We start from the raw sequence: 24,146 nt of genomic DNA on the forward strand, positions 1-24,146 counted from the left end.
AAGATTTAATATCATAAAAATCCGAATCAAACGGAAATGATCTTATTTGTGCGTTCATCGAACCCGATCGCCCTAATGCAAATTTTTTAACTTGGCTAAAACGGCGGCGAATAGAGCGCTTTCGATCGGCTTTGTTAAGTGTTCGTTGTAACCGGCGGCGATCGCCCGATCGCGGTCTTGTTCGCTAGCATAAGCTGTCAGCGCCACAGCCGGCAGGCGCTTGATTTTGTCGGATGCGGACGATCGCACTTTGCGGATCAGCGAGTAGCCGTCCTCAACGGGCATACCGATATCGCTGACTAAAATATCCGGTGGCGACTGCTGTAAAATGTCGATCGCCTCCGCAGCCGAAGCAGCCGCAGTCGCAGTCGCCCCCAACTGTTCAAGCGCAACAATCAAAAACTGGCGGTTGTCGGGTTCGTCGTCAACTACCAACACTTTTAAACCTGCCAAAATACCCGGACGCATTTGATCGGATTTCTTTTCCCCTCTCAACTGTGGCTGCTTACTCCGACGCTGTTTGAGCGGCAGTTTCACGGTAAATGTCGCACCCTTGTTTTTACCCGGACTTTCCGCAGTCACAGTGCCGCCGTGGAGTTCCACCAAGTGCCGGACGATCGCCAATCCCAGTCCCAAACCGCTGTCATCCCTAGTAATCGAGCCGTCTGCTTGTCGGAAGCGATCGAACACGTAGGGCAGAAACTCTTTGGAAATGCCCTTTCCGGTATCGCTGACAGTAATTTGCACGCAATTAGGTGATGAGGAATCGTTAACAGCTAGCGCAGACAAGCGCACTTCCACAGTTCCCCCCGAAGGCGTAAATTTCACGGCGTTAGTCAGCAAATTCGACACTATCTGCTGTAACCTCTGGGCGTCGCCCCACATCAAGCCGACTGCGGGGTCAAATTCTGAGGAAACCTTGACAGACTTGGCCTCGGCGGCGAAACGAACTGAATTCAGAGCAACCTCGATCGTCTTTCTCATGATCAACCAGCCGGGTTTCAGATCCAGCTTGCCTTGAATAATCCGGGAAACGTCGAGCAAATCTTCCACTAGCTGCACCTGCACCCTCGACTGACGCTCGATCGCCTCCAAACCGCAAACTAAATCATCTTCCGTGTACGGGAGGGCGCGCAGCCTCTGCGCCCACCCCAGAATCACATTTATAGGCGTGCGGAGTTCGTGGGAAAGAGTAGCTAGAAACTCGTCTTTCTGGCGGTTGATGGCTTCTGCTTGGGCGCGCGCGGCTTGTTCGCGATCGAGCAACTGAGCGCGTTGTGCTTCGACTTGCTTGCGATCGCTGATGTCGGCGACGATCGACATACAGTGGATGTTGCCGTTGCTGTCGCGGACTGGAGTTGCCCACACAGCGAGGTCGATCGAAGTGCCGTCTTTCCTTTGGCGCTGGGTTTCCATGCCGGCGAGCGGGTTTCCTTCGCGAATTCCTTCCAAGTTCGCCATGAATTCCTCCCGCTTGTCTGGGGGAATGCTGGGCACAAATTGACCTACCGCCTCTGATTCGGACCAGCCAAAAATCCTCTCGGCGGCTGGGTTCCACATTTTCACAGTGCCGTCGTCGGCACTGAAAACGGTAATTGACAGAGGACAAGCCTGAATCAAGGCTTCTAAAGTTTGATTGATGTGCGATCGCGCTGCTTCTGCTTCTTTGCGATCGCTGATATCGACGTTCACCCCGATCATCCGCCAAGGCAAACCGCGATCGTCCTGAAACACCTTAGCCCTGCAAGCAATCCAGCCCACGCTTTTGTCCGGGCGGCAGATGCGGAACTCAATGTTTAATTCCTCCCCGGAGGCCACCGCAGCCTGCACCTGCTTTTCGGTAACAGCGCGATCGTCTGGATGCACCATTTGGGCCCAACGTTGATAGCTGTCTAAACTGCCGACAGGCAGCCCGTACAAAGCCTCTAACTCCGGCGTACACGCGACCTCGCAGGTTTGGATGTTCAATTCAAAAGTTCCGATTTTGCCTGCTTGCTGAGCGATTTGCAGCCGTTCTTGATTGTTTTTGAGTTCTGCTTCCACCCGCGATATCTCGGTCAAGTCGATGAAGAATGCGACGATCGTTTCCGGTTCGCGATCGTCCGGGTTCAGAGTCGTCCCGCCCATCAGAATCGGCACGCGGCTGCCATCTTTGCGGATGTACTCTTTCTTGAAAGGAGTTGCCACTCCCTTAGCCCGCAGTTCCCCGGCCGCTAAGGCGTCGAGGTGCAGGTATTCGGGGGGGGTCATCCTGTCCCACCGCATTTGACCTGAGAGCAAGTCTGAGCGGGTGTAGCCGACCATGTTGAGCAGGGATTGGTTGGCGTAGGCGATGCGACCGCTAAAATCGCCGATCGCGACTCCGAAAATATTTGACTCGAACAGCCGCCGGAATATGGCTTCGCTTTGCTGCATTACCCGTTTTGCTTGGTTACGATCGGTGATTTCGGCAACCACGGTGCTGACTCCCAGCAGTGTTCCTGATTCATCGATCACGGGGTAAAAGCTGATTTGCCAATCCCGCCAAACTCCCGGCTGTTGCTTGGTTGCGGCCTTAACTTCCAAGTCGAGCACGGGGGTTTGCGTCGCCAGCACTTGGCCGTAAATCCGCTCTACCATATCGGCGATTTCGGGACTCGCTTCTCTAACGGTGCGCCCGAGGTGATCTGCGATCGATCGGCCGTTGATGGCAGCGAGGCATTCGTTGATGCGGATGTAGCGCAAATTGGTATCTACAAAGCACAGCCCGACTGGTGTGGTGTTGTAAACTAAGTCGAGTTCTGCTAGTTGGCGGCGAATGCGTATTTCGCTTTCTCGAAGTTGATTTTGGGCTTGTTTGCGAGCGCTGATATCGAGCACGAAGAATGCTCCTTTGTCTTTGCACCCTTGGAAGTGTCCGCCACCGACTAAAACTGGGAACCGCGTGCCGTCTTTGCGGAGATATTCTTTTTCAAAAGGTGTGCAACTTCCTTCTGCTTCGACTTGCGCGACGGCGATGCGATCGAGTTCTAGATATTCCGGCGCCGTAAGTTCGAGCCAGCGGATCTCTCTTGAAACTAAGTCTTCCCTCGTATATCCAATCATTTCCAGCAAAGCGTCGTTAGCGTCCGTAACTTCGCCGCTGACATCCCAGAAGCCGATGCCGATCATGTTAGATTCTACCACGCTGCGGAAGCGCATTTCGCTTTCCCGCAATGCTAATTCTGTTTGTTTGGCTGCGGTAATGTCGGTGATAATTAGGCCGACTCCGATTATTTCTCCCCTTTCATTTTTCACTGGGTAGTAGTTGGCAAGCCAGTAACCAAAATATCCCGGTTTCCCATCAGGTTCGCCGCTCATTTCTAAGTTTAAGACAGGCTGGCCAGTTTCTAAAACTTGCTGAATAATCGGCGCAAATTTGGCTGCATGTTCTGGCAACAATTGCCGGAAGTCTTGGCCGAGATGCTGTTCTATCGGCAAACCGTTGAGTTCTGCTAATACTTGATTGATGCGGATGAAGCGCATTTCGCGATCCATAAAGCAAATCGCTAGGGGAGATGCTTCTAACAGCGAGTCAATTAAGGCGAAGGATTGCGATGTTTGAGATAGTGCTTGCTGCGCTTCTGCGTAAAGTCTGGCGTTGTCTAGGGCGATCGCCACGCGATATGCTAAATCTTCTAGCATTGCCATGTCTTCTGTACTGTAGCGGCGGCCCAACTTTGAGGTAAAGCAAGTGATGGAACCCATTACCCGCCCGCGTGCCTTTAGCGGTACGCAAGCGTGAGATCCGATATTGAGCGATCGCAATATTTCCATTTCTGCTGCATTGTCGGCGACTGCTGCTAAAATTTCCTTATCCACTTCGGCAAGTAGTTCGGATTTTCCGGTGCGGATTACCAGCGGATAGCCGTTAACAGCATTGTCGGCGATCGGATTGCGGATTCTCAAGTTATTCAGACTATCAACTATAGAGGCTTCTGCGTGAGCCACAGCGACTTGGCGCACTTTTGAGTCGGTTTCGGTCAAATGAATGCAGCACCCGTCTGCGATCGAATTTATTGCTAATTCTGCTACCTTTTGCAGCGCCGTTTCCCCGTCAAACGCATCAGCCAGCATTTTGCTGACTTCTGCTAAAAATGCCGATCGCTGCTGTTCTATTTCCGCTTGTTCCCTCGCTGTTTGCTCGATTGTTAACTGCAATCTTTGAGTTTCTGCAAGTTTTATTTCTGTAATATCGCGGGCGACTATTAAGGCCGATTCTGCTACGCCATTTTTGTCCAATTCGGGAACTACGCGGGATTGATAACTTCGGAGGCCGTTGATTGATAAAGCCTGAAATTCGATAATTTCTTCTTGACCTGTTTCTAACACTTTGTGCAGGCTTTCATCCCACATCTGGCACAGTTCCGGCGGCATTCCTATTTCTTGACTGGTTTTACCCAGGAAGAATGAAAGCGGTTTTGCTTGGCTTCTTTCAACTGCTTGATTGACATACATATAGCGCAGTTCTTTGTCCGTGCGGATAATGAGGTCTGGCGTATTTTCTAGCAGCCTTCTCAGTTGCTGTTCGCTGCTTGCCAAAGCTGTTTGCGCTTGTTGTCTTTCGGTGACATCTCTCATCGTGCCCACGTACCCGATGAGTTCGCCGGAGTCGGAGAACATCGGCGAGGAACAAACGTTAATCCAGCGCACAATCCCCTCTGGTGTTTGCAGGCGATACTCGATCGCATATTCCCCACCTTGCCGAGTATAATCCCACCATCGGGCCAATACGCGATCGCAGTCTTCCGGGTGAATGCAATTTTCCCAACCTTCTCCTAAAAGTTCTGGTAAACTCAAGCCGCAAATAGCCTGACAGCGAGGGTTTGCATAGGTGTAGCGCCCCTCAAAATCTGCCATAAAAATGCCGACTGGCGAACAGGAACTTAAACAGCGAAATCGTTCTTCTTGAGCTTGCAGCGCTTCTTTAGCTACTGTCAGTTCTGCTGTTCGCTGTTTGACGCGGCTTTCTAGCTTAGTGTAGGATAATGCCAGGGCTATTTCTGCTTCTTTGCGGTCAGTAATATCGATGCCAGTTGCTATCACATATTCCACCAAGCCTTCGCCATCTAGGCTCACAGTATTAGACCAAGAAATTAAGCGCTTATCCCCATTTTTAGTGCGCCAATAGTTTTGATATTCGCTATGAAAATTTTCGACCTTCAGCTTAGCAAAAACTGTTTTAACTGGCTCTATTTCTTCGGAAATTAAGAACAAATCCCAAACATATTTATTGATCACTTCTGCTGTCGAGTAGCCTGTAGTTTTTTCGCAAGCTTGGTTAAACCGGACAATCCGTCCTTGGCTGTCGAGAACTACAATCAAGCAAGCAGTCGTCTCAATTGCTTTTGAAATAATCTTACGTTCTATTTCTAGTCTTTTTTCTGTGGACTTTAAGCCAGAATACCAAGCGCTAAACATTGCGGGCCCAAAAAGTAAGAAGATTGTAGGAGTTGCCGTGAGTGCCAACAGTAACAGAGTTGTCAGCAGTAAAGCCATGCCGGCACTAAAGGTAGCAATACTATAAGATTTAATAGGTAAGGGCCAGACCTGAAAGCGACTCATTTTTGTTGACCTGTAGCGATGGCGCGATCGCACTATTGCTGATGTCGATGAAACAACCCTGTGAAAACTAACTTAAAACTAAGTATCTATTTTTTATTTACAAAACCACAGTTGTCTGCCGGATGCCATCTTCCCAGAGACAGATTGGCTGCGGGATTGGTGCTGGAACAACTGCTATCATAGATCCAGGGACAAATTAGATTATCTAATTTCTGGGAGCAATAAGCGAGTGAATCACAAGCTGGCCAAAATTATCGGATTATTTTTCGCAGCCGCCACCGTCTTCGGATTCATAGGTTACGCGGTTCAAAATTTTAACTTTGCCAGCAACTCAGCGATATCGATCGGCTTCCCCAATCTTACCATCGCGGCCGTCGGGGCGATCGACAACAAACGATCCCAAATCTATCTCAACGGAACTTGGCAATTTGTGCCCGCAGTTGGCAACCTCCAAAACCCCCCCGTCTCTCCAAGTTGGGGTTCCATCCAAGTACCCGGAGACTGGCAAAAAGAAAAAAAGGAATCCGTACCCGGAATCATCACTCGCGGCAGGGGCAAAGAGTGGGAAAACTTCAACAGCCAACAACTATCAAAAGCTTGGTATCAGAGAAATATAGACATTCCCGGCGACTGGACAAACCGCCGCATATTTATCGACTTAGCCAGAGTCAGCACCGATGCAGTCATCTTTATCAACGGCATTAACTGCGGTCAAATCCCATGGCCCTACGGCACTATTGAAATTACCAAAGCCGCAAAACCCGGTCAAAACACCCTATCTATTTTAGTCGTGGCAGTATCCGATGAAAAGGAAAAAGCCGTCATCATGGGCCCCACAGAAATCTACACAGAAAAATCCAAATTGCAATCGCGGGGAATCATCGGCGAAGTGCGACTTCTGAGCGTTCCCCCAGGCCCGCTAATTAGCGACGTATTCGTCCAAACTTCCACCAGAAAAAAGCAAGTTAAATTAGATGTTGAACTCAAAGACGTTGCCCAAAACGGTCAAGTTGAATTAATCGCGCGAATGCTCGACGAAAAAGGCAAAGTACAACAAAATTTCACCGCAAGTGCCAACGTTAAAGCTAAACCAATTCAAACCGTACAAGTTCAGTGGAATTGGCCAAATCCCAGTCTTTGGGATGTCGGGCAACCAAACCTTTACACCCTGCAATTACAAGTAAAAGGCAGCGGCATTGACACGCAATACGACCAACCTTTTGGCTTCCGCGAATTTTGGATAGAAGGGCGCAAATTTTTCTTAAACGGAACAGAAATTCGGCTGCGACCCAACTTACACTCCGAGTCTTGGGAAGGCGGGATACTAGAAGTTTCTGACAGGCTAATTGATGGCTACGTAAAAGCAGGTTTTAACATAACAGAAATGTGGCCTTGGAATCACGACGAACGGGGTACGTGGCACTTCCGAGAGTTATTTTCGGAAAGAGCAGACCTCAAAGGTTTTCCAATTATGGCTCCCGCTTTAGACATTAGTCGTCTCGCTTTGAACGGCAAGTGGAAGAACCCCCTGTGGAAAAGCCGCTGGAAAGACCGAATGGTGACTGAAATGCGCCGCTACCGCAATCATCCATCAGTATTAATGTGGGCGACAAGTCCTAATTTTTTCGGCAACGCTGACGACCAAAATCCCCGTCGCATCGGCAAAAGAAAAGTAGAAGGAACTCTCAGTCCCTCCGAAAACGAGCGTTTGCGGGTGAACACTCCCCTAGGAAATGACGCTATAGCTGCGATTAAATCGGCAGACCCAACTAGACCTGTGATGGTACACCAAGGCGCAAACTTCGGCGATGTTTATGCGCTGAATTCTTATTTAAATATGATTCCCTTGCAAGAACGGGAAGAGTGGATTTCTGAGTGGAGCAAAACCGGGGACATGCCCTACATGGCCGTCGAGTTTGGCACTCCTCTGCACGCAACGATGATGCGGAACCGCAAAGGTTTTGGTCAGGCGATTCTCAGCGAACCTTGGATGACTGAGTTTGCGGCAATTTATTTTGGCAAGCAGGCTTACGATTTGGAAACTGCCGCTTATAAATCTAAAATTCGCGAGCAATTTGTCAAGGGTCAGGAGTATCAAAGCTGGCATTTAAAAAAAGAGTTAGATTTTGCACCCGCTTTTCAAAAGTTGCAGCAGTTATTCAGCACAAATACTTGGCGGAGTTGGCGGACTTTTGGAATGTCTGGGGGGATGATTCCTTGGAATGACGGACATGGTTGGGAAATTTCCGAAGCTGGCAGAAAAAAGGTGGATATTGGGGCATTTCAACCGGGTCGTCGGGGAGTTTATTTGAAGCAAGTCTCTAATAATCTTTTGAATTATTTGCAGCCCGAAGCTTACACTGTTCATCCTGGGGGCGAGGCAATTATGAATAATAATAGCTCGACTTTGGCTTGGATTGCTGGTGCTAACCCGGTTTTTACTGCGAAAGATCACAATTTGTTTGTGGGCGGAAAACTGGCAAAGCAAGTAGTGTTACTTAACGATACGCGGGCGAGGCAAGAATTTGCGTTTAATTGGCGAGTTTTGGTGGGTGGGAAAGAAGTAAAAAAAGGCGAGCAAAAAGGGACGATTGAGTCGGCAGAAACGCTGTTTTTCCCAATAGACGTAAAATTGCCAAATACCATTTCTAGCAAGGCTGAGGGCGAAATTCGCTTGACGGCACGGGTGGGCGAGCGATCGCATTCTGATACATTTGCTTTCCGCGTTTTTCCCAAACAATCTAACATCAAAGATTCGGTTGCAATTTTCGATCCAGCGGGCAAAACCTCGGCAATGTTAAAACAGTTAGGTCATCAGCTTGTACCGTGGAATGGTTCGCAAGTTTCATCGCTATTAATTATCGGTAGGGAAGCGTTTTCGAGTGGGGAAAAGTTGCCGGGAAGTTTAGAAAGTTTTGTACGAAATGGCGGCAAAGCAATTGTGTTTCCTCAGCGCCGGGAATGGCTGAAAAATACGGGTTTCCGGGTTGCTGCCCACGTCAGCCGCCGCGCTTATCCAGTTGACAGCAACCACCCGGCAATTAGCGGTTTAGACAGTGAAGATTTGCGGGATTGGGTGGGGGAAAGCACTCTGGTTGAACCTTATCCAGATACGATCCAAACTGGCCCTAATTTGAACCCGGCAAATAAACCTTGGTACGGCTGGCGTTGGGGAAATCGCGGCGGTGTCAGTAGCGCTTCAATTGAGAAGCCGCACCGCAGCGGTTGGCGCCCCATTTTGGAATCTGAGTTTGATTTAGCTTATTCGCCGCTGATGGAATTGGATTACGGAAAAGGGCGGCTGATTTTAAACGAGTTGGATTTGGAAGACCATTATTCTGTAGATGCTGGGGCGGCGCAGCTAGTACAACAAATTGTGAGTTACGGGATGAATTATCCGGTACTTGGAAAACCGGATCAAGTGGTTTTAATTGGGGGAGATGGAGATGCCCAAAAGTTGGACAGTTTGGGGGTAATTTATCAGCGCGCTAGTTCGCTTTCTAATGATGTTGGTTTGGCAATTGTGGGGACACAAGCGAATCTGAAAGATGCAGATTTACGCGGTTATTTGAATGCTGGCGGGAAGGCATTTTTCTTGCCGCGTCAAGTGCCTGCTGCGGGTTTGGGCGTGGGTTTGCAGCAAGCGCAGGATTTCGGCGGTTCGCTGGCGGTTCCGAGTTGGGATGAGGTGAAGGGGATTAGCGCCTCAGATTTGCGATCGCGCTCTTTTTATGATACTTGGTTGATTAAGTCTGGGGGAGAAATCGGCGCTGACGGTTTGTTAAGTCGGGTACAAGTGGGCAAAGGTGTGGCGATTTTCTCTCAGATTGAACCGGACAGTTTGAATGCTGATACTAAGACTTATTTGCGTTTTACTCGCTGGCGGCAAACCAGGGCAACTGCTCAGATTTTGGCTAATTTAGGGGCGAGTTTTAAGGCGGATGAATCTGTGTTTAACGGTTCGAGTCGGGAGTTTTATCACTGGGATTACAAGACAGATTTTGATAATGGGGACGATCCTTATCGGTATTATCGATGGTAGACTTACCACTCTATTTTTACGGGATAGTTGGCTAGTATGGAATCGCCACTCACCAGCACAGCGTTTTCTACAATTGCTTGAGAAATCAACAGGCGATCGAACGGATCTTTGTGATGGTTGGGTAGGGTATCCAAGGTGAAAAGATGAGTTAAATTAATAGGTAAAACTTCTATATTATTAGTCAGTTGCTGACTTTCTATAAGTTCTGGTAAAGGCAGATTGAGACTCAGCTTCCCCAGTTGAAGCTTGATTTGCATTTCCCAAATGCTGCCAATGCTTAAAAGCAAAATATTTTCTGGATTTTGGCACAAGGCCAAAGCCTTTGCTGAAAGCTTTTGGGGGGAACTATCCCACCAAATAAATGTATGAGTATCCAGCAGTAATTTCATAGATTCCCTGTCCAAAATTCGTCGGGTAATGGTTCATCAAAATCGTCGCTTGTCCAGGTCGATCCTGCGTGCAATCCCGCTATACGCTGCTTAGTTGGGGAGGCTATCGGCGCTAAACGGACAAGGGGAATACCACCTTCTGTGAGAACAACCTCTATGCCTTTAAGTGCTAGAGATAATAACTCTTTTAAATTTGTCTGTGCTTCTTGCACGTCAACTGTTTTTGTCACCATTGCAGTTATCCAAGCTAGGGATTAAAAGTGCGATCGAACAGAGGTTAGCAATTTCAATGTTAAATTGCTGATTTTATTATACTGTTAAAAATCAAAGGTCAAAGTGACGGCGGAAGCGGGGATCTAGTTTGTCGGTTTTCTTTTGGTTGCAGGTGCCGCAGAGGGTTTGCAAGTTGCTGATGTCGTTGCTGCCGCCGCGGGCTAGGGGGATGATATGATCGATCGTCAGTTGGGTTTCTAGTTTGGTTTGGCCGCAGCTTTGGCATTGGTATTTATTGCGAGTAAATACATATTTTCTGACTTCTGGGGGAATGGGAATTCTGGGGGTTTTAGACATGATGATTTTTAACCGCAGATGAACGCGAATGTTTGATGGACTAGCTGGGTGAGTTTTCTTGATTGAGAAATTGGCGACGCAAATCATCGAGGGGGGATTCTGGTTGGCTAGCTTCTGACTCGTTGTTTTCTGGTGTTTCTTTTAATTCTGGTTCGTCGGGGCAAAATTCTACACTGACTCTGATTTTAACTTTACCTTTTTGCCAGCCTTTGCCCCCTATTTTTAAGGTTTCACAGCCTATACCGCTACCAAGCCATTTTTGTTCAACTCTACACCTTAACTGCGTATCATATTTAGTGGTATTGATTTGTAATCCTTGAGTTTTGAATGCCTCCTCAAGTGCAGATTCTAGCTGAAGAGAAATTGCTGAGTTCATTACTTGCCTAAGCCTACCTACTTTGAACATCGTAGAGTCAAAGGAACAAACATCATCATCTTCGTAATTTTCTAGAAAGATATGTTGTTGCATATTTATGGTTGATTTTTTCAAAATACTCTATTAACGATTATCGGGTATTGCCTCATTTTTGACAAGAATCCCGGCGAATAGAATTGGTGGCTATACAAACGATGTCCGCTTCCGCGCACTAAGAATGTCTTCAACCCGCATCGGCGGGTTTTGTCTGTGTAGCTGCGATTTCCGATCGCCGATTTCCGATCGCCAAAATTGCAATCATTCACCATCCACCGAAACGCTATCATTTTGTGCAATTACAGGCAACAAATGCTCGTGCAACTTCATCGCCTGCAAACAACTATTAATCCCAGAAACCGCCCGATCGTACTTTTCGATCTTTTCTTCATTCTCCCCTTGCAGCCGCTGGTTGCGGGCAATTTTCTCCTCCGCTTCCTGTGCTAAAGTTTGCTCCAAATAATCGCGGGCTTGACTGTATTTCTGCAAAATATCATCAGCTTGCTTTTGGGCCAGCGGCAACAAATGCTCTTTCAGGGTTTGGTTGACAGTTTGGCGGAAAGTTTGCCGAATAGTTCTCGATACTTTCGGCTCAAAATCCAGCCGCAATAATTGTCGAATTGCCGGTTGGGCGTCCACCATGTTCTCGCAGTCGAAACCTTGAGAAGTTTGCTGCAATGTTTCCCGGAATTGATAAATCGAAAACGTGCCTTCGTCGTAAAAACGGGGACTTTCTCGCACGTAGCGATCGCACTCAACGCCCGCCGCATTTACCAAAGCATCAGAAACCCGCTTTGATAACTCCTCTAACTGCTGTTCAATGCCCCCATCATTCCCCAACAACCGATAAAGTAATCGATAGTATTCAGACTTGCGAACGCTATCTTTCAAATACTGGAAATAATTATCAACCAGTGACTTAGTAGCCTCTACTAAAATATCTTCCAACTGATTCGCTAAATAATAAAGTGCTTCAACTAAAACAGCAATTAAAGGTGCTGTAGCATTGCGGGGATGATTTCGCAAAGTGCGCCCGTAAGCCGCCTCAACAGAAAATCCGTCTAACAATTCATCCAAGCGGCGGATCATCCGAGATTGCAATTGCCGAAAGTCTGTATCGAAAATATCGCATTTATTCATAATCATTTCATTGACTTCTTCGGCGATATGTTCGCGAAATTCCTCCCCAACTTGCTGCAATTCTTGATTTAGCCGCAAAAGTTCCTGTGCTTTCATCGCTTCAATCTCGCGGGGCTGGCTGTCCAAATTCCGCTGAATTGTTTGGTAATGTTTCCGCAGTTGAATGCACAAGTCTTCTAAGTCGTCAGCTAAATTTTTGAACAGTTGCGGGCGTTTTTCTTCGGTGAGGTAACGGGTGATGGCTGTGCGAAAATCTTCGATACCGCTATCTTGAATTAATTGAGTAATTAATGGTTGTCCTTGCTCGGCAAGAATCCGCACGTAATTTTCATTGGGTGTTTCGTAGCTATTCACGGAAATCCGAAATTTGCTGGGAGACAGTTTGCCGGAATTCGCACAGTATCGGTTAAATTCACTGATAAATTGCGGAGTTTCTTCACTATTACCGATCAACTCTGAATCTAATTTATTATCTACAGAAACTCGTCCTTGGCTGCTGGCAAATATTGTATTTAAACCAAAGCGATCGCGCCCTGTTGTCCCTCGAATCAAACTCCCGTAAAATCCCAACAATCCGCTAGTTTTGTAAACTCTCGCAGTATCGCGAAAGTCGGAATTAATCAGATTTTCTAAGCGCTGTCGCAGTTGCGTGTTGTACCAAGTTTCGTCGATGCGGTTGAAAATGTAAAACAGTCGATCGCGAATTCCCGGATTTCCCCGTGTTTTTTCCATCAACTCGGTTTCTTCCGTCGTCATTTCCCCAGACGAAGCTGCTTTCAAAACGCAGACAACCGCCGAAGTATCCGGGCTTTCAATCTTATCATAAGTCAATTCTGCATCCCGTTGTACTGGCGCATCAATTCCCGGCGTATCGATAATAATATTGCCATCTTGTAGCAAGGGATGATAACAGTAATATTCTACTCGTTTGAGTACAGCACTGTTACTACCGCGACGGGCATAACTAGCAGCTTCCTTGAGATTGGAAAAGTTAAACTGTTCCATCGAGTAGGTAGCGTTTTCGAGAGTTTGGATGCGATCGCGATTTGCCTCAAAACCTTCTAACAGCAGCATCAAAGCCTTAGCTTTTTTGGCTAGTTCTGATTTATTTTCGCCACCTTCCGTTTCAATAATTATGTTGCATCCCTGAGATAACAGCGACACTACATCTGTTTGATTAATATTAAGTTCAGTAGTTAAACCTAACTGATGGCAAAGCACAGAAGCTTGTTGGCTAATTTCAAATTCGCTCAAAAAAGTTAGAACAACGCGCTCTTTTTCCGGATCAGCAAAGGCGATATAACATTCAGTACCAGTCGCGTGTCCCTCTGCACTGTAGAGCAATTCTCGCTCCAGCAAAGCATTAATTAACATAGATTTTCCCGCACTGAAAGCGCCAGCAAACACAATTTCAAACTCAGGAGAAATTGCCTTTTTCAGAGAAGCTTGTACCGCCGTGATGTCTTGTTGTCGCAAAGACGATTCCTGACGCAGCAGTTGCACTAAAGAATCAACTTGCTCTTGCAGATTGTTGCATTGAGGGGGCATTTGAGTCATGACGGCAGACTGCTCCTGATTGTGGGAAAATTACCTTATTGTTAATTCTCTGCTAGTTCAGGAATAATCACAACAGTAATTTTACTTATGCGATCCAGGATTGCTGAAAGTGCGATCGGCTATTCTGGCGATAAATCCTCTCGTTTACGGTTGTTTCGGAATTATTAACCGCAGAGGCCACAGAAGGCGCTGAGAAATAGAAGAGAGAGATGAATAATTGCTATACCCACGGATTTGATCTCATCTATTTACAGCCAAGTGGCTAAATCTGATAATATGTCAGTAAAATTTAGCCAAGCATCTCCTAATTTTTCGTACACCATTAGTAGTAAGACCGCATTATTGCGCCCTTAGAAAATTAAACTGGCGCATTGCGTACTCTACATTAAACGGATAAATCCTGACGCGGTTTAAAAGACTCAACCTGCCGCAACTTTTCGTATAATTCCCGTTCCTCTTCACTAATTTCTTTGGGAATTAACACCTGAATTTCTACCAATTGATCGCCCCGATCGCCATTTCCCGTCGGATAGCCCTTGTTAGCGAGGCGCAACCGCTTTCCAGAGGTTACTCCAGGTGGCAATTTCATCTTTACCAGGCCATCCAGCGTCGGTACTTCAATATCTCCGCCTAACACCGCTTCGCTGGGAGTCAGAGGCAATTCGCAGCAAATATCTGACATTTCCAATCGAAAAAATGGATGGGGAGAAACCGTGATTTTCAAATATAAATCCCCGCCGCCCATACCTTGATTTCGCAAGCGAATCCGCTGACCTGATACCATAGCAGGAGGCAGATTTACCTCGATCGCTCGCCCATCTTCCAAACGAATTCGCTCGGTACCACCCGAATAAGCCCTTTCCAAAGGCAGAGTTAGCCTGGCCTCAATGTCTCTTCTCGTTTCGCGATCGACTGTTTCCCTAATTTCCCGTCGCATTTCCCGATCAACTATATCCCTTCTGATTTCGCGATCGACTATCTCCCGTCGCATTTCGCGATCGACTGTTTCCCGTCGCATTTCGCGATCGACTGTTTCCCGTCGCATTTCGCGATCGTCGAAATCCCTTCTAGGTGGGCGAGAATTAGCAACATAACTCGTTTTCTTAGAAGCCGTACTCCACGGTTCAGAGGAGCCTACTCCCGGTGCATCATTCGCTGTCGCCATCCTCACTTCCCGGCGTCTTCCGAGCACTTGGTCGAGAAATTTATTAAAATCCGAGTAATCACTAAAATCGACATCCTCGGTCGGTTTTTTGCGGGTAGTTTTACTGTTTCCCCAAGTTTTGAAATTGGGAAGTCGCACCCCTTGTTGACCTTGAAATCCCTTTTGTTTCCAGAATTTACTAAACTGATCGTATTGAGCGCGCTTGTCGAGATCGGAAAGAATATCATAAGCTTCATTAATATCCTTAAACCTATCTTCAGCAGATTTATCACCTGGATTTACGTCAGGGTGCCACTGTCTGGCTAGCCGTCGATAGGCTTTTTTTATCTCATCAGCCGTGGCATCTTTGGGCACTCCCAAAATTAGATAGTAATTGCGAAAATTCTGCATAGTTGGAGAAGGAAGAAGGAAGAAGGAAGAGGGAAGAAGGAAGAAGGAAGAGGGAAGAAGGAAGAAGGAAGAGGGAAGAGGGAAGAGGGAAGAGGGAAGAAGGAAGAGGGATGAGCGACGAAGGAAGAAGGATGAGGGATGAAGGATGATGTTTTATCTTTCTAGTTTGTTGATTGTACTGACAATTAATCGTGTGAGTTCATCTGCTTCTTTGATAACTGGTGAGATTTTTTCTGGTGCTGCTAACCCTACTCTTTCAGAAATCACTAGATGAGTATCCAGTTCTCTGAGCGAACCGAGAGCTATTCGCAAATATCGAATATACTCTTGTCTAGTAACACGCCCATATCCCTCCGCAATGTTAGCTGGTACTGATACAGATGCACGGCGAATTTGACTGGTAATACCATAAATTTCAGACGAATGAAAAGATTTAGTTAATTCGTAGCAAAGTTGACAAAAATAAATACCTCGCTGCCAGATGTATTGTTCTCTATGGGTCATACAACATAATTTTCTCCTTACTTATCATAGTAATCTTTATCTAATTCAAAGAAGTCTAGTGTAGGAGAGGAGAAAGAAAGGAGCCCAGAAGAATTAGGAAAACAGCCGTCACAAATTCTCTGCATAAAATCCACTATTTTCCTTCTTCCTTCTTCCCTCTTCCTTCTTCCTTCTTCCTTCAATTACAGCCAATCGTCGTCATCATCCCAATCGTCGCTTTGATTTTGATAAGGGCGAGTGGGGCGATTAGCACTGCTTCTGCGATCGCCCATACGATCGCCCATACGATCACCCATACGATCACCCATACGATCATAGGGGCGATCGGGAATTGGATCGACAGTCGATCGCCTGTACGGCTTAGCATTGGTATAATAGCTGCTGTCATCGCTGCGCCGCTTCGTACCGTCGCCCGTAAAAGTCCGCTTCACAGACTCAAAGAAATCATCATCATCGTCATCATCAGCAAACGCGGAAACTTCCCGGCTCAAATCGTAAAGAGCATCCTGCAAATCCGAACCAACTTGGTCAACTCCCCGCTCATCATTGCGTTCCAAACTGTCTCGTAATTCCCGAATTAAAGTTTCAATTCGCTGGCGACTTCTTTGAGCAAACTGCATTCCGCGATCGAGCGCAACTTCTCGCAACTGCCGCTCGGCTTGATAAGCTAAAGCTTCAGCGCGATTGCGTTTTTCTACCTTTTCCCGCTGCAACTTATCAGCTTGAGCAAACTGTTCCGCATCGCGAATCATTTGATTCACTTCCTGCTGAGTCAGCGTCGAAGCACCTTGTACAGTAATGCTTTGTTCCCTGCCCGTAGTTTTGTCCAAAGCAGTCACCAACAGCATCCCGTTAGCATCAATATCAAAAGCTACTTGTACCTGCGGAATCCCTCGCGGCGCCGGCGGAATTCCAGTTAGTTTAAAGCGTCCCAAAGACTTATTATCTCTGCCTAATTCCCGTTCCCCTTGGATGACGTGAATTTCTACCACAGTTTGGTTGTTTTCAGCAGTAGAAAAAATGTCCGATCGCCTGACGGGAATAGTAGTATTGCGAGGAATCAGTTTTTTCATCACCCCGCCGATTGTTTCCAAACCCAGCGACAGCGGCGTCACATCCAACAGCAGCACATCGCGGACATCACCACCCAAAATCCCCGCTTGAATTGCCGCACCCACCGCCACAACTTCATCGGGATTCACATTTTGATTCGGCTCTCTATCAATCAAACTGCGAACAACTTCCTGAACCAAAGGAATGCGAGTCGAACCGCCGACTAGCACAACTTCATCAATGCGAGAAGGGCTCAAACTTGCATCCGCTAACGCTTGTTTCACCGGACGCCGCAGCCGCTGCACCAAATCTGTGCACAGCCCCTCAAATTGACCGCGAGTCAGCCGCGTTTCCAGATGCAAAGGCCCATCTTCATTCGCATCGATAAACGGCAAATTAATCTCTGTGACACCGACTCCCGACAGTTCAATCTTGGCTTTTTCGGCCGCTTCGATCAAGCGCTGCAAAGCTTGGCGGTTGCGCCGCAAATCAATTCCTTCTTTTTCTAAGAATTGTTCTGCCAACCAATCAACAATTTTGGAGTCAAAATCATTGCCACCCAATTGAGTGTCACCGCTAGTTGCTTTGACTTCAAATACTCCGTCTCCCACGTCTAAGATAGACACATCAAAAGTACCGCCGCCCAAATCAAACACTAAAATAGTTTGACTTTCTCGCCGCTCCAAACCGTAAGCCAAAGAAGCCGCCGTCGGCTCATTTAAAATCCGCTTGACATCAAGTCCGGCAATTCGTCCCGCATCCCGCGTCGCCTGTCGCTGCGAGTCATTGAAATAAGCGGGAACAGTAATTACAGCCCCCGTCACCTCTTGTCCCAGATAGCGGCTGGCTTCATCGGCCAGCTTTCGCAACACCATCGCCGAAATTTCCTCTGGGGCAAAATCTTTTTTCAGGCGGGGACACTTGACTTTGATGTTCCCGTTGTCGTCGCGGCGAGTTGTGTAAGGAACGCGCTTTGATTCTGGAGTCAGTTCGGTATATTTGCGTCCGATGTACCGCTTGACAGCGTAAAAGGTGTTTTGCGGGTTGAGAACAGTCTGGCGTCTGGCCATCTGTCCCACAAGGCGTTCTCCTTCCTTTGTGAAAGCAACTACCGAGGGAGTTGTCCGCATCCCTTCTGCATTGGCAATCACAACCGGTTTGCCGCCTTCCATGACGGCTACTACTGAGTTTGTTGTTCCGAGGTCAATGCCAACTACTTTACCCATGCGTCAGTTGTCTCCTGTGGCGTTGTGTGTAGCCTTTTCAATATAAGCGTTAAGTATGATTGCATTTATTGTACCGCGTCGAGAAGCGGGGGCTGCGGGGGGATTGCCTCACCTGCGGCTGAGCCTGGGGTACGATCGCTCCGCTGGTGGATTGGCGATCGCCTTTAGGAGTAGGATTGTCAACTTGGGAAAGCCGTGTATGTCCATCTTTTGAGTGCGAAAAAATTTGAGAATTGATTAACTACTGCCTTTTGCTAAACTAAAAGCAGCTAGCAGGATTGTTGAGCAAACAGGAACATAAAAATATGACTGTCAACTCTGTTCAAAATTCAGAAGCCTGTCAAGAACACTCGATAGTTGACGTGCAGCAGACAAGCTGCTGCATTGTGGGAGGTGGGCCTGCAGGTGCTGTTTTAGCATTACTTTTAGCGCGGCAAAACATTCCCGTCATGCTGCTAGAAGTACACAAAGATTTCGATCGAGAATTTCGCGGCGATACGCTGCATCCGTCAGTAATGGAAATTATGGATCAATTGGGTTTAGCAGAAAAATTGCTGGAATTGCCCCATACAAAAATGCGCCAACTCACCATCCAAGCTGCTGGAAATACCGCCACACTCGTAGATTTGGCCTGTCTCAAAACTAAGTATCCTTACATCACTATCCTTCCCCAAGTCAAGTTTCTCGAATTCATCACTGCCCAAGCGCAGCGCTACCCGAGCTTTCAGCTAGTAATGGGAGCTAATGCACAAGAAACGATCGTAGAAAATGGGGTTGTGTGCGGAATTCGATACCGGGGACGCGGGGGATGGCATGAAGTGCGATCGACCCTAACTGTCGGTGCAGACGGTCGCTTTTCCCGCCTGCGCCAATTAGCAGGTTTTGAACCGATTAAAACTTCCCCGCCGATGGATGTCCTTTGGTTTCGTTTGCCGCGCAGTCCCCATGATGTCAAAGATTCCGGGGTGGGAGGTCGAGCTGTTGGAGGTCATTTATTAGTCATGATTGACCGCTTGGATTATTGGCAACTCGGTTACATTATTCTGAAAGGCAGCTATCAGAAATTGCGCGACTCAGGAATAGAAGCTTTGCAAAAATCTGTTGCTGAATTAGCACCAGAATTGGCAGATAGGGTCGAGCAACTGAAAGAGTGGTCGCAAATTTCTTTTCTGTCGGTTGAATCCAGTCGCCTTCTCCGCTGGTATCGTCCCGGTTTGCTCTTAATTGGGGATGCCGCTCACGTCATGTCGCCCGTAGGCGGTGTGGGAATTAACTATGCTATTCAAGATGCTGTCGTCGCGGCTAATGTACTCAGCACCCCCCTGAAAAACCATCACTTGCATCTGTGGGATTTGGCAGAAGTGCAGCGACAGCGGGAGTTGCCCACACGCATCATTCAAGCATTTCAGTCGTTTGTACAGGAGCGAATTATTAAGGGGGCATTAGATACAAATCGACCGTTTACACCGCCCCTTTTGTTGCAGTTACCAATTTTGCGAAATATTCCAGCGCGATTAATTGGTTTTGGATTAAACCGGGTTCGGGTACGAAATCAATGAGATACCACACAAACTTAAGGAGACCAGAGTTATGCAAAGTATTAAAGTGCGATCGCGCGTTGGTTCCGACGGGATGTTGCATTTGCAAATCCCCGGTGGTATCAAAGATACAGATTTGGAAGTTATTGTAATTTTCCAGCCTATAGCACCTGCAACTGAGGCTAAAACACCGGAAGATTTAGGCTGGTCTCCCGGTTTTTTTGAGACAGTAATAGGAAGTTGGGAAGGAGAACCGCTTGTTCGTCCCGATCAGTTGGAATATGAAATTCGGGAAGAATTGCTGTGATTTATCTTTTAGACACCAATACTTCCATCCGTTTGTTAAATCCAGACCGCCACTCATCGGTATCTCGCCGACTAGCAATGATGCGGTCAGGTGATGTAGCAATATGCTCTGTAGTTAAAGCAGAACTTCACTGGGGTGCTTTTAAAAGTTCTCGTCAAGATAGCAATCTAGCTCGACTAGAACTTTTTTTCAATGAGTTTGTAAGTTTGCCTTTTGATGACCAGTCTGCCCTAATTTACGGTCAAATTCGCGCTCAATTAGCTGCATCTGGAACACCCATTGGCCCTAATGACCTTTTGATTGCCTCTATTGCTCTCGCCAACAACCTAATTCTTGTAACTCACAATACCCGCGAGTTCAGCCGTGTTGAGGGTTTGCATCTGGAAGATTGGGAGATAGAGGCATAAGTTAGATGTATCGAGTTCGCCTACAATCACAATCTCGCTCCAACAATGCCTGCAATCAAAATAAAATTATGAAATTCACCCTTGATGTCGAAAACAATCCCGCAGGCTGGCCGGATCACACTCAATTACCAGAATCCGACGGCACTTTTGTGAAAAATTTTCAAGAACATCCCCAAAGCATCCTACTAACAGATTCAATTACTCCCGTTTTGCAAAGAATCCACGCTGACGGTAACTACTGTATCGGTCAAGACTGCGGCATTTATTGGCGGTTGACTGACCCGCTTGAACGCGGTGCAGAAGCGCCTGACTGGTTCTACGTGCCGAATGTCCCGCCAACACTAGACGGTCAATTGCGTCGTTCTTATGTGATGTGGCAAGAATTTGTATCGCCGTTAATTGTGTTAGAATTTGTATCTGGCAATGGTGATGAAGAACGGGACAGAACGCCTTTATTGCGAGCGGGAAAACAGGAAACTAAGGCGGGACAATTCTGGATTTATGAAAATGTCATCCATCCGGCATTTTACGGAATTTATGAAGTAACCAAGGCTAGTGTTGAAGTCTATCACCTGATCGAAGATAGGTATCAATTAGTTGCTGCCAATGAGCGCGGTCATTATCCGATTGCACCGTTAGGAGTGGAATTGGGAATTTGGCAAGGAGTGTATCAAAATGTTGAATTACCTTGGTTGCGCTGGTGGGATAGTGAAGGGAATCTGTTGTTATCTGGATCTGAAAGAGCAGAACAAGAGCGGCAAAGAGCCGATCGCGCCGAAGACCAATTAGAGCAATTGCGCGCTCAATTGCGATCGGCTGGAATCGAACCGGAATTATGAATTGTCTGAAAGTGTGATCGCGCCCATCGCCAGCGATCGCACGTAAAAACTTTACAATGGCGATCGGGAACTCCGATCGCTCCTATTGAAGCTAAAATCAAACAACAACCAAAAATAAATTTATGGGACTCTTTGACAAGATTCGCGGCGAATTTGTCGATATCATCGAATGGTTGGACAATACCAGCGACACCATTGCCTATCGATTCGAGCGTCACCAAAACGAAATTAAACAAGGTGCTAAACTAACTGTACGACCAGGACAAATAGCAGTCTTTGTCAGCGAAGGCCAAGTTGCCGATGTCTTCGATCCTGGAATGCACGAACTGTACACCCGCAACTTACCCATTCTCAGCACCTTAAAAGGTTGGCCCTACGGTTTCAACTCTCCCTTTAAAGCAGAAGTCTACTTTTTTAACACCAAAATATTTACCAACCTGAGATGGGGAACCTCTAACCCTGTAATTATCCGCGATCCAGAACTCGGCCCAGTGCGAATGCGGGCTTTTGGCACATACAACATTAAAGTTTCCCATCCAGAAAAACTCTTAAAACAACTAATCAGCACAGACGGACTATTTCAAGTAGATGAAATCAGCGAACAGCTACGCAATACAATAGTCAGTGCCTTTGCCAATTGGGTTGGCAATTCCCGCGTTCCCCTCCTAGACTTTGCCGCCAACTACACCCACATGGGCGAACAGGTACGAGTTGCCATAGAGCCAAGTATCCAGCAGTTTGGGTTAGAGTTAACTCAGCTATTAATTGAAAATATCTCGATGCCGCCTGAAGTTGAAGAAGCACTCGACAAACGAGCCTCAATCGGACTTCTGGGAAATATGCAGCAATATACCCAATATCAAGCTGCTAACGCCATAGAAGCATCAGCAAATAACCCTAGCGGCGGCAATCAAGCATTAGAATTTGGCATGGGAATGGCACTAGGTCAGCAAATGACAAATATGATGCAGCCGCCAGCATCGCAGACTCCGCCACCACCTCCCCCGCCAACACAAACTCAGTGGTATATTGCCCAGAACGGTCAACAATTAGGCCCTTTTGAATTGCATCAACTTCTGCAAAATGGTTTGACACATCAGGTAATGGTGTGGCGTGCGGGTTTTGACGGCTGGAAGTTAGCATCGCAAGTGCCGGAATTAGCATCTTTGTTGGCGACAGTCCCGCCGCCTCCCCCGCCAGCCGCCGCCTAAAATGTTGGATATTTAGTTAATTAGTAATTGGTAATTGGGATGCTTTCCAGATTACCAATTACCAATTACATCACCAATTAACCATTATGAATACTTCGGAACCTGCTGTTAAACGTTTTCCCTGTCCTAGCTGCGGGGCTTATTTAGAGTTCAACCCCCAAGCAGGAAAGCTCAAGTGTGCTTACTGCGGCTGGGAAGATGCCATTCCCCAAACTGCTGAAGAGGTAAAGGAGAACTCTTACGAACAATATCTCCAAGTCGATCGCACGGCGCTGACAACTTTATCAACAACAGCCTTAGAAGTAAAATGCAATGATTGCGGAGCAAGTGTTACTTTTGAACCGCCGAAAGTAGCGGGTAAATGCCCATTTTGTGCTTCTCCAATTGTGACGCAACCTGCAAAGGCTAGCCCTAGCGTCCATCCAGAGGGAATTGTACCTTTTGAAGTTAGTGATAAACAGGCCAGAGAAAGCATTCAGAAGTGGCTCAGCAATCGCTGGTTTGCTCCCTCTGCTTTGAAATCCCTAGCCCAACAGGAGATAATTCAAGGGGTTTATTTGCCGTTTTGGACTTACGACACTTATACGGTTAGTTACTATAGGGGCGATCGCGGAGAACACTACTACGTGACTGAGACTTATACGGAAACAAACTCGCAGGGCGAAACAGAAAATAAAACTCGCCAAGTGCAACATACCAGGTGGTGGCCTGCTTCTGGCAGAGTCGATCGCTCTTTTGATGATATTCTGATTCCGGCTACAACTTCAGTCGATCGCCCGCGTCTGGATGCGTTAGAACCTTGGCATCTCAAGGAGTCACTGCGCGCTTACAATTCATCTTATTTAGCTGGGTTTGAAGCGCAGCGATCGCAAGTTTCTCTCACTCAAGGGTTTGAATCTGCTAAAAATGTCATGGCCGGTACTATTCACTTCGATGTTTGTAGGAATATTGGTGGCGACGATCAGCGAGTTCACAGCATTTCCACTGATTACAATGCTATCACTTTTAAGCATATTTTGCTACCTGTGTGGCTGTGTGCCTATCGTTATCAAAACCAACGATATCAAGTAATGGTTAATGCACGCACCGCTGAAGTTCAAGGCGAACGTCCCTACAGTGTTTGGAAGATTACTGCTGCTGTTGTTAGCGGCGTCGTGCTTGCGGGTGTTATGTACCTCTTGTTTACTGGTAATTGGAGATATATCCGTGTTCCCGGTCTTCCTCAACCCCAACCACAACCAACTTCCTTACCTGTACCGAGCCAAAAATTACCGCCAGTTCCTATTCCCTCTACCGCACCTGTACCGAACAAAAAATTACCCCCAGCGCCTGTTCCCTCTCCTAAGTAGTTGATGGTTCGTTAGACCTCTGGCATAATTCTTGTGCAACAGCCATCCTGCCTCTTCAAAACTTGCTTTTCACTCCTAAGTCTATTTTTTATTTAAACGAAGTACAACCGCATCTAGGAGCGATAACTTGCTAAGACCAATTCACTAGGAAGCTACACGCTCATATAGGCTAAAGTAGAGGAGAGCCAATATGGCCAACAAATTTCAGGTAGAAATCCACGAAACGGTTGAGGAACTAGAGCATCGACTCGAACGGGCTATAACAGCAGTAAGCACGCGAAAAATTACTGCTATTATAGTGGATTGCCGCCACAAAAATCAAAACAAGAGAAGAATTAGCGACGATGCGTAAGCGAATGGATAATGGTAGCTTTCAGAAATTTCTCTTAAGCTGTTGCACATTTAAACTGTGATACAAGCATTACCCTTATTTTTGATTTTGCGACCCCATTTAATTATTAATT

General features: G+C 47.0%; 19 protein-coding genes. 10 read left to right on the plus strand and 9 right to left on the minus strand.

Going from position 1 to position 24,146, the window contains the following annotated elements:
- Positions 1-72: 72 nt before the first annotated feature.
- Complete coding sequence (locus QT996_RS15700; RefSeq protein ID WP_333047631.1) at positions 73-5,583, minus strand: PAS domain S-box protein; 5,511 nt, start codon at positions 5,581-5,583, stop codon at positions 73-75.
- A 229-nt stretch (positions 5,584-5,812) separates the two neighbouring features.
- On the opposite strand from QT996_RS15700, the gene QT996_RS15705 reads away from it, so the two are divergent.
- Entirely contained in the window at positions 5,813-9,625 is a 3,813-nt protein-coding gene (locus tag QT996_RS15705; RefSeq protein WP_333047632.1) for a glycoside hydrolase family 2 TIM barrel-domain containing protein, read from the plus strand.
- A gap of 2 nt (positions 9,626-9,627) precedes the next feature.
- Here the strand turns inward: QT996_RS15705 and QT996_RS15710 are convergent, their stop codons facing one another.
- The 6 genes from QT996_RS15710 to QT996_RS15735 all read right to left on the minus strand — a co-directional run bounded on the left by QT996_RS15710 (position 9,628) and on the right by QT996_RS15735 (position 15,248).
- Positions 9,628-10,014: a type II toxin-antitoxin system VapC family toxin gene (locus tag QT996_RS15710; protein ID WP_333047633.1), complete on the minus strand. Its 387-nt coding sequence runs from the start codon at positions 10,012-10,014 to the stop codon at positions 9,628-9,630.
- Entirely contained in the window at positions 10,011-10,247 is a 237-nt protein-coding gene (locus tag QT996_RS15715) for a toxin-antitoxin (TA) system antitoxin (RefSeq protein WP_333047634.1), read from the minus strand. The genes QT996_RS15710 and QT996_RS15715 overlap by 4 nt, the downstream gene beginning before the upstream one ends.
- 91 nt (positions 10,248-10,338) lie before the next feature.
- On the minus strand, positions 10,339-10,584 hold the full coding sequence (locus QT996_RS15720; RefSeq protein ID WP_015179287.1) for an HNH endonuclease: 246 nt from the start codon (positions 10,582-10,584) through the stop codon (positions 10,339-10,341).
- 40 nt (positions 10,585-10,624) lie between these two features.
- Positions 10,625-11,053 carry a KGK domain-containing protein gene (locus tag QT996_RS15725; protein ID WP_333047636.1) on the minus strand — a complete coding sequence of 143 codons (429 nt, stop codon included), beginning with the start codon at positions 11,051-11,053 and terminating at the stop codon, positions 10,625-10,627.
- Between the two features lie 204 nt (positions 11,054-11,257).
- Entirely contained in the window at positions 11,258-13,693 is a 2,436-nt protein-coding gene (locus tag QT996_RS15730) for a dynamin family protein (protein ID WP_333047637.1), read from the minus strand.
- A 385-nt stretch (positions 13,694-14,078) separates the two neighbouring features.
- Complete coding sequence (locus QT996_RS15735) at positions 14,079-15,248, minus strand: J domain-containing protein (protein WP_333047638.1); 1,170 nt, start codon at positions 15,246-15,248, stop codon at positions 14,079-14,081.
- A 2-nt stretch (positions 15,249-15,250) separates the two neighbouring features.
- Here QT996_RS15735 and QT996_RS15740 point away from each other — a divergent pair, with 2 nt between their 5' ends.
- Positions 15,251-15,397 (plus strand): hypothetical protein, encoded by a 147-nt coding sequence (locus QT996_RS15740; protein ID WP_333047639.1) that lies wholly within the window; start codon positions 15,251-15,253, stop codon positions 15,395-15,397.
- Between the two features lie 4 nt (positions 15,398-15,401).
- On the opposite strand, the gene QT996_RS15745 is transcribed toward QT996_RS15740, so the two are convergent.
- Together QT996_RS15745 and dnaK are read right to left on the minus strand one after the other, a co-directional pair.
- Entirely contained in the window at positions 15,402-15,752 is a 351-nt protein-coding gene (locus QT996_RS15745; RefSeq protein WP_333047640.1) for a four helix bundle protein, read from the minus strand.
- Between the two features lie 182 nt (positions 15,753-15,934).
- Positions 15,935-18,031 carry a molecular chaperone DnaK gene (gene dnaK, locus QT996_RS15750; protein ID WP_333047641.1) on the minus strand — a complete coding sequence of 699 codons (2,097 nt, stop codon included), beginning with the start codon at positions 18,029-18,031 and terminating at the stop codon, positions 15,935-15,937.
- A gap of 55 nt (positions 18,032-18,086) precedes the next feature.
- On the opposite strand from dnaK, the gene QT996_RS15755 reads away from it, so the two are divergent.
- The 8 genes from QT996_RS15755 to QT996_RS15790 all read left to right on the plus strand — a co-directional run bounded on the left by QT996_RS15755 (position 18,087) and on the right by QT996_RS15790 (position 24,034).
- Entirely contained in the window at positions 18,087-18,245 is a 159-nt protein-coding gene (locus QT996_RS15755) for a hypothetical protein (RefSeq protein WP_333047642.1), read from the plus strand.
- 91 nt (positions 18,246-18,336) lie between these two features.
- Positions 18,337-19,590, plus strand: coding sequence for an FAD-dependent oxidoreductase (locus QT996_RS15760; RefSeq protein WP_333047643.1), 1,254 nt, complete (start codon positions 18,337-18,339; stop codon positions 19,588-19,590).
- Positions 19,591-19,621: 31 nt separating this feature from the next.
- Positions 19,622-19,876, plus strand: coding sequence for a hypothetical protein (locus QT996_RS15765; RefSeq protein WP_333047645.1), 255 nt, complete (start codon positions 19,622-19,624; stop codon positions 19,874-19,876).
- A complete protein-coding gene (gene vapC / locus QT996_RS15770; RefSeq protein WP_333047646.1) occupies positions 19,873-20,283 on the plus strand; it encodes a type II toxin-antitoxin system tRNA(fMet)-specific endonuclease VapC in 411 nt (136 codons plus the stop codon). The genes QT996_RS15765 and vapC overlap by 4 nt, the downstream gene beginning before the upstream one ends.
- 68 nt (positions 20,284-20,351) lie before the next feature.
- On the plus strand, positions 20,352-21,122 hold the full coding sequence (locus QT996_RS15775; protein ID WP_333047647.1) for a Uma2 family endonuclease: 771 nt from the start codon (positions 20,352-20,354) through the stop codon (positions 21,120-21,122).
- A 122-nt stretch (positions 21,123-21,244) separates the two neighbouring features.
- Positions 21,245-22,333, plus strand: a complete 1,089-nt coding sequence (locus tag QT996_RS15780; protein WP_333047649.1) for an SPFH domain-containing protein — start codon at positions 21,245-21,247, stop codon at positions 22,331-22,333.
- An 86-nt stretch (positions 22,334-22,419) separates the two neighbouring features.
- The gene (locus QT996_RS15785; protein ID WP_333047650.1) at positions 22,420-23,682 is read left to right on the plus strand and encodes a hypothetical protein; all 1,263 of its coding nucleotides are present in this window, start codon (positions 22,420-22,422) and stop codon (positions 23,680-23,682) included.
- Positions 23,683-23,872: 190 nt separating this feature from the next.
- Complete coding sequence (locus QT996_RS15790) at positions 23,873-24,034, plus strand: hypothetical protein (RefSeq protein ID WP_333047651.1); 162 nt, start codon at positions 23,873-23,875, stop codon at positions 24,032-24,034.
- Positions 24,035-24,146: the final 112 nt, after the last annotated feature.

The sequence above is a fragment of the Microcoleus sp. S13C4 genome (assembly GCF_036700865.1).
Classification (GTDB): domain Bacteria; phylum Cyanobacteriota; class Cyanobacteriia; order Cyanobacteriales; family Microcoleaceae; genus Microcoleus.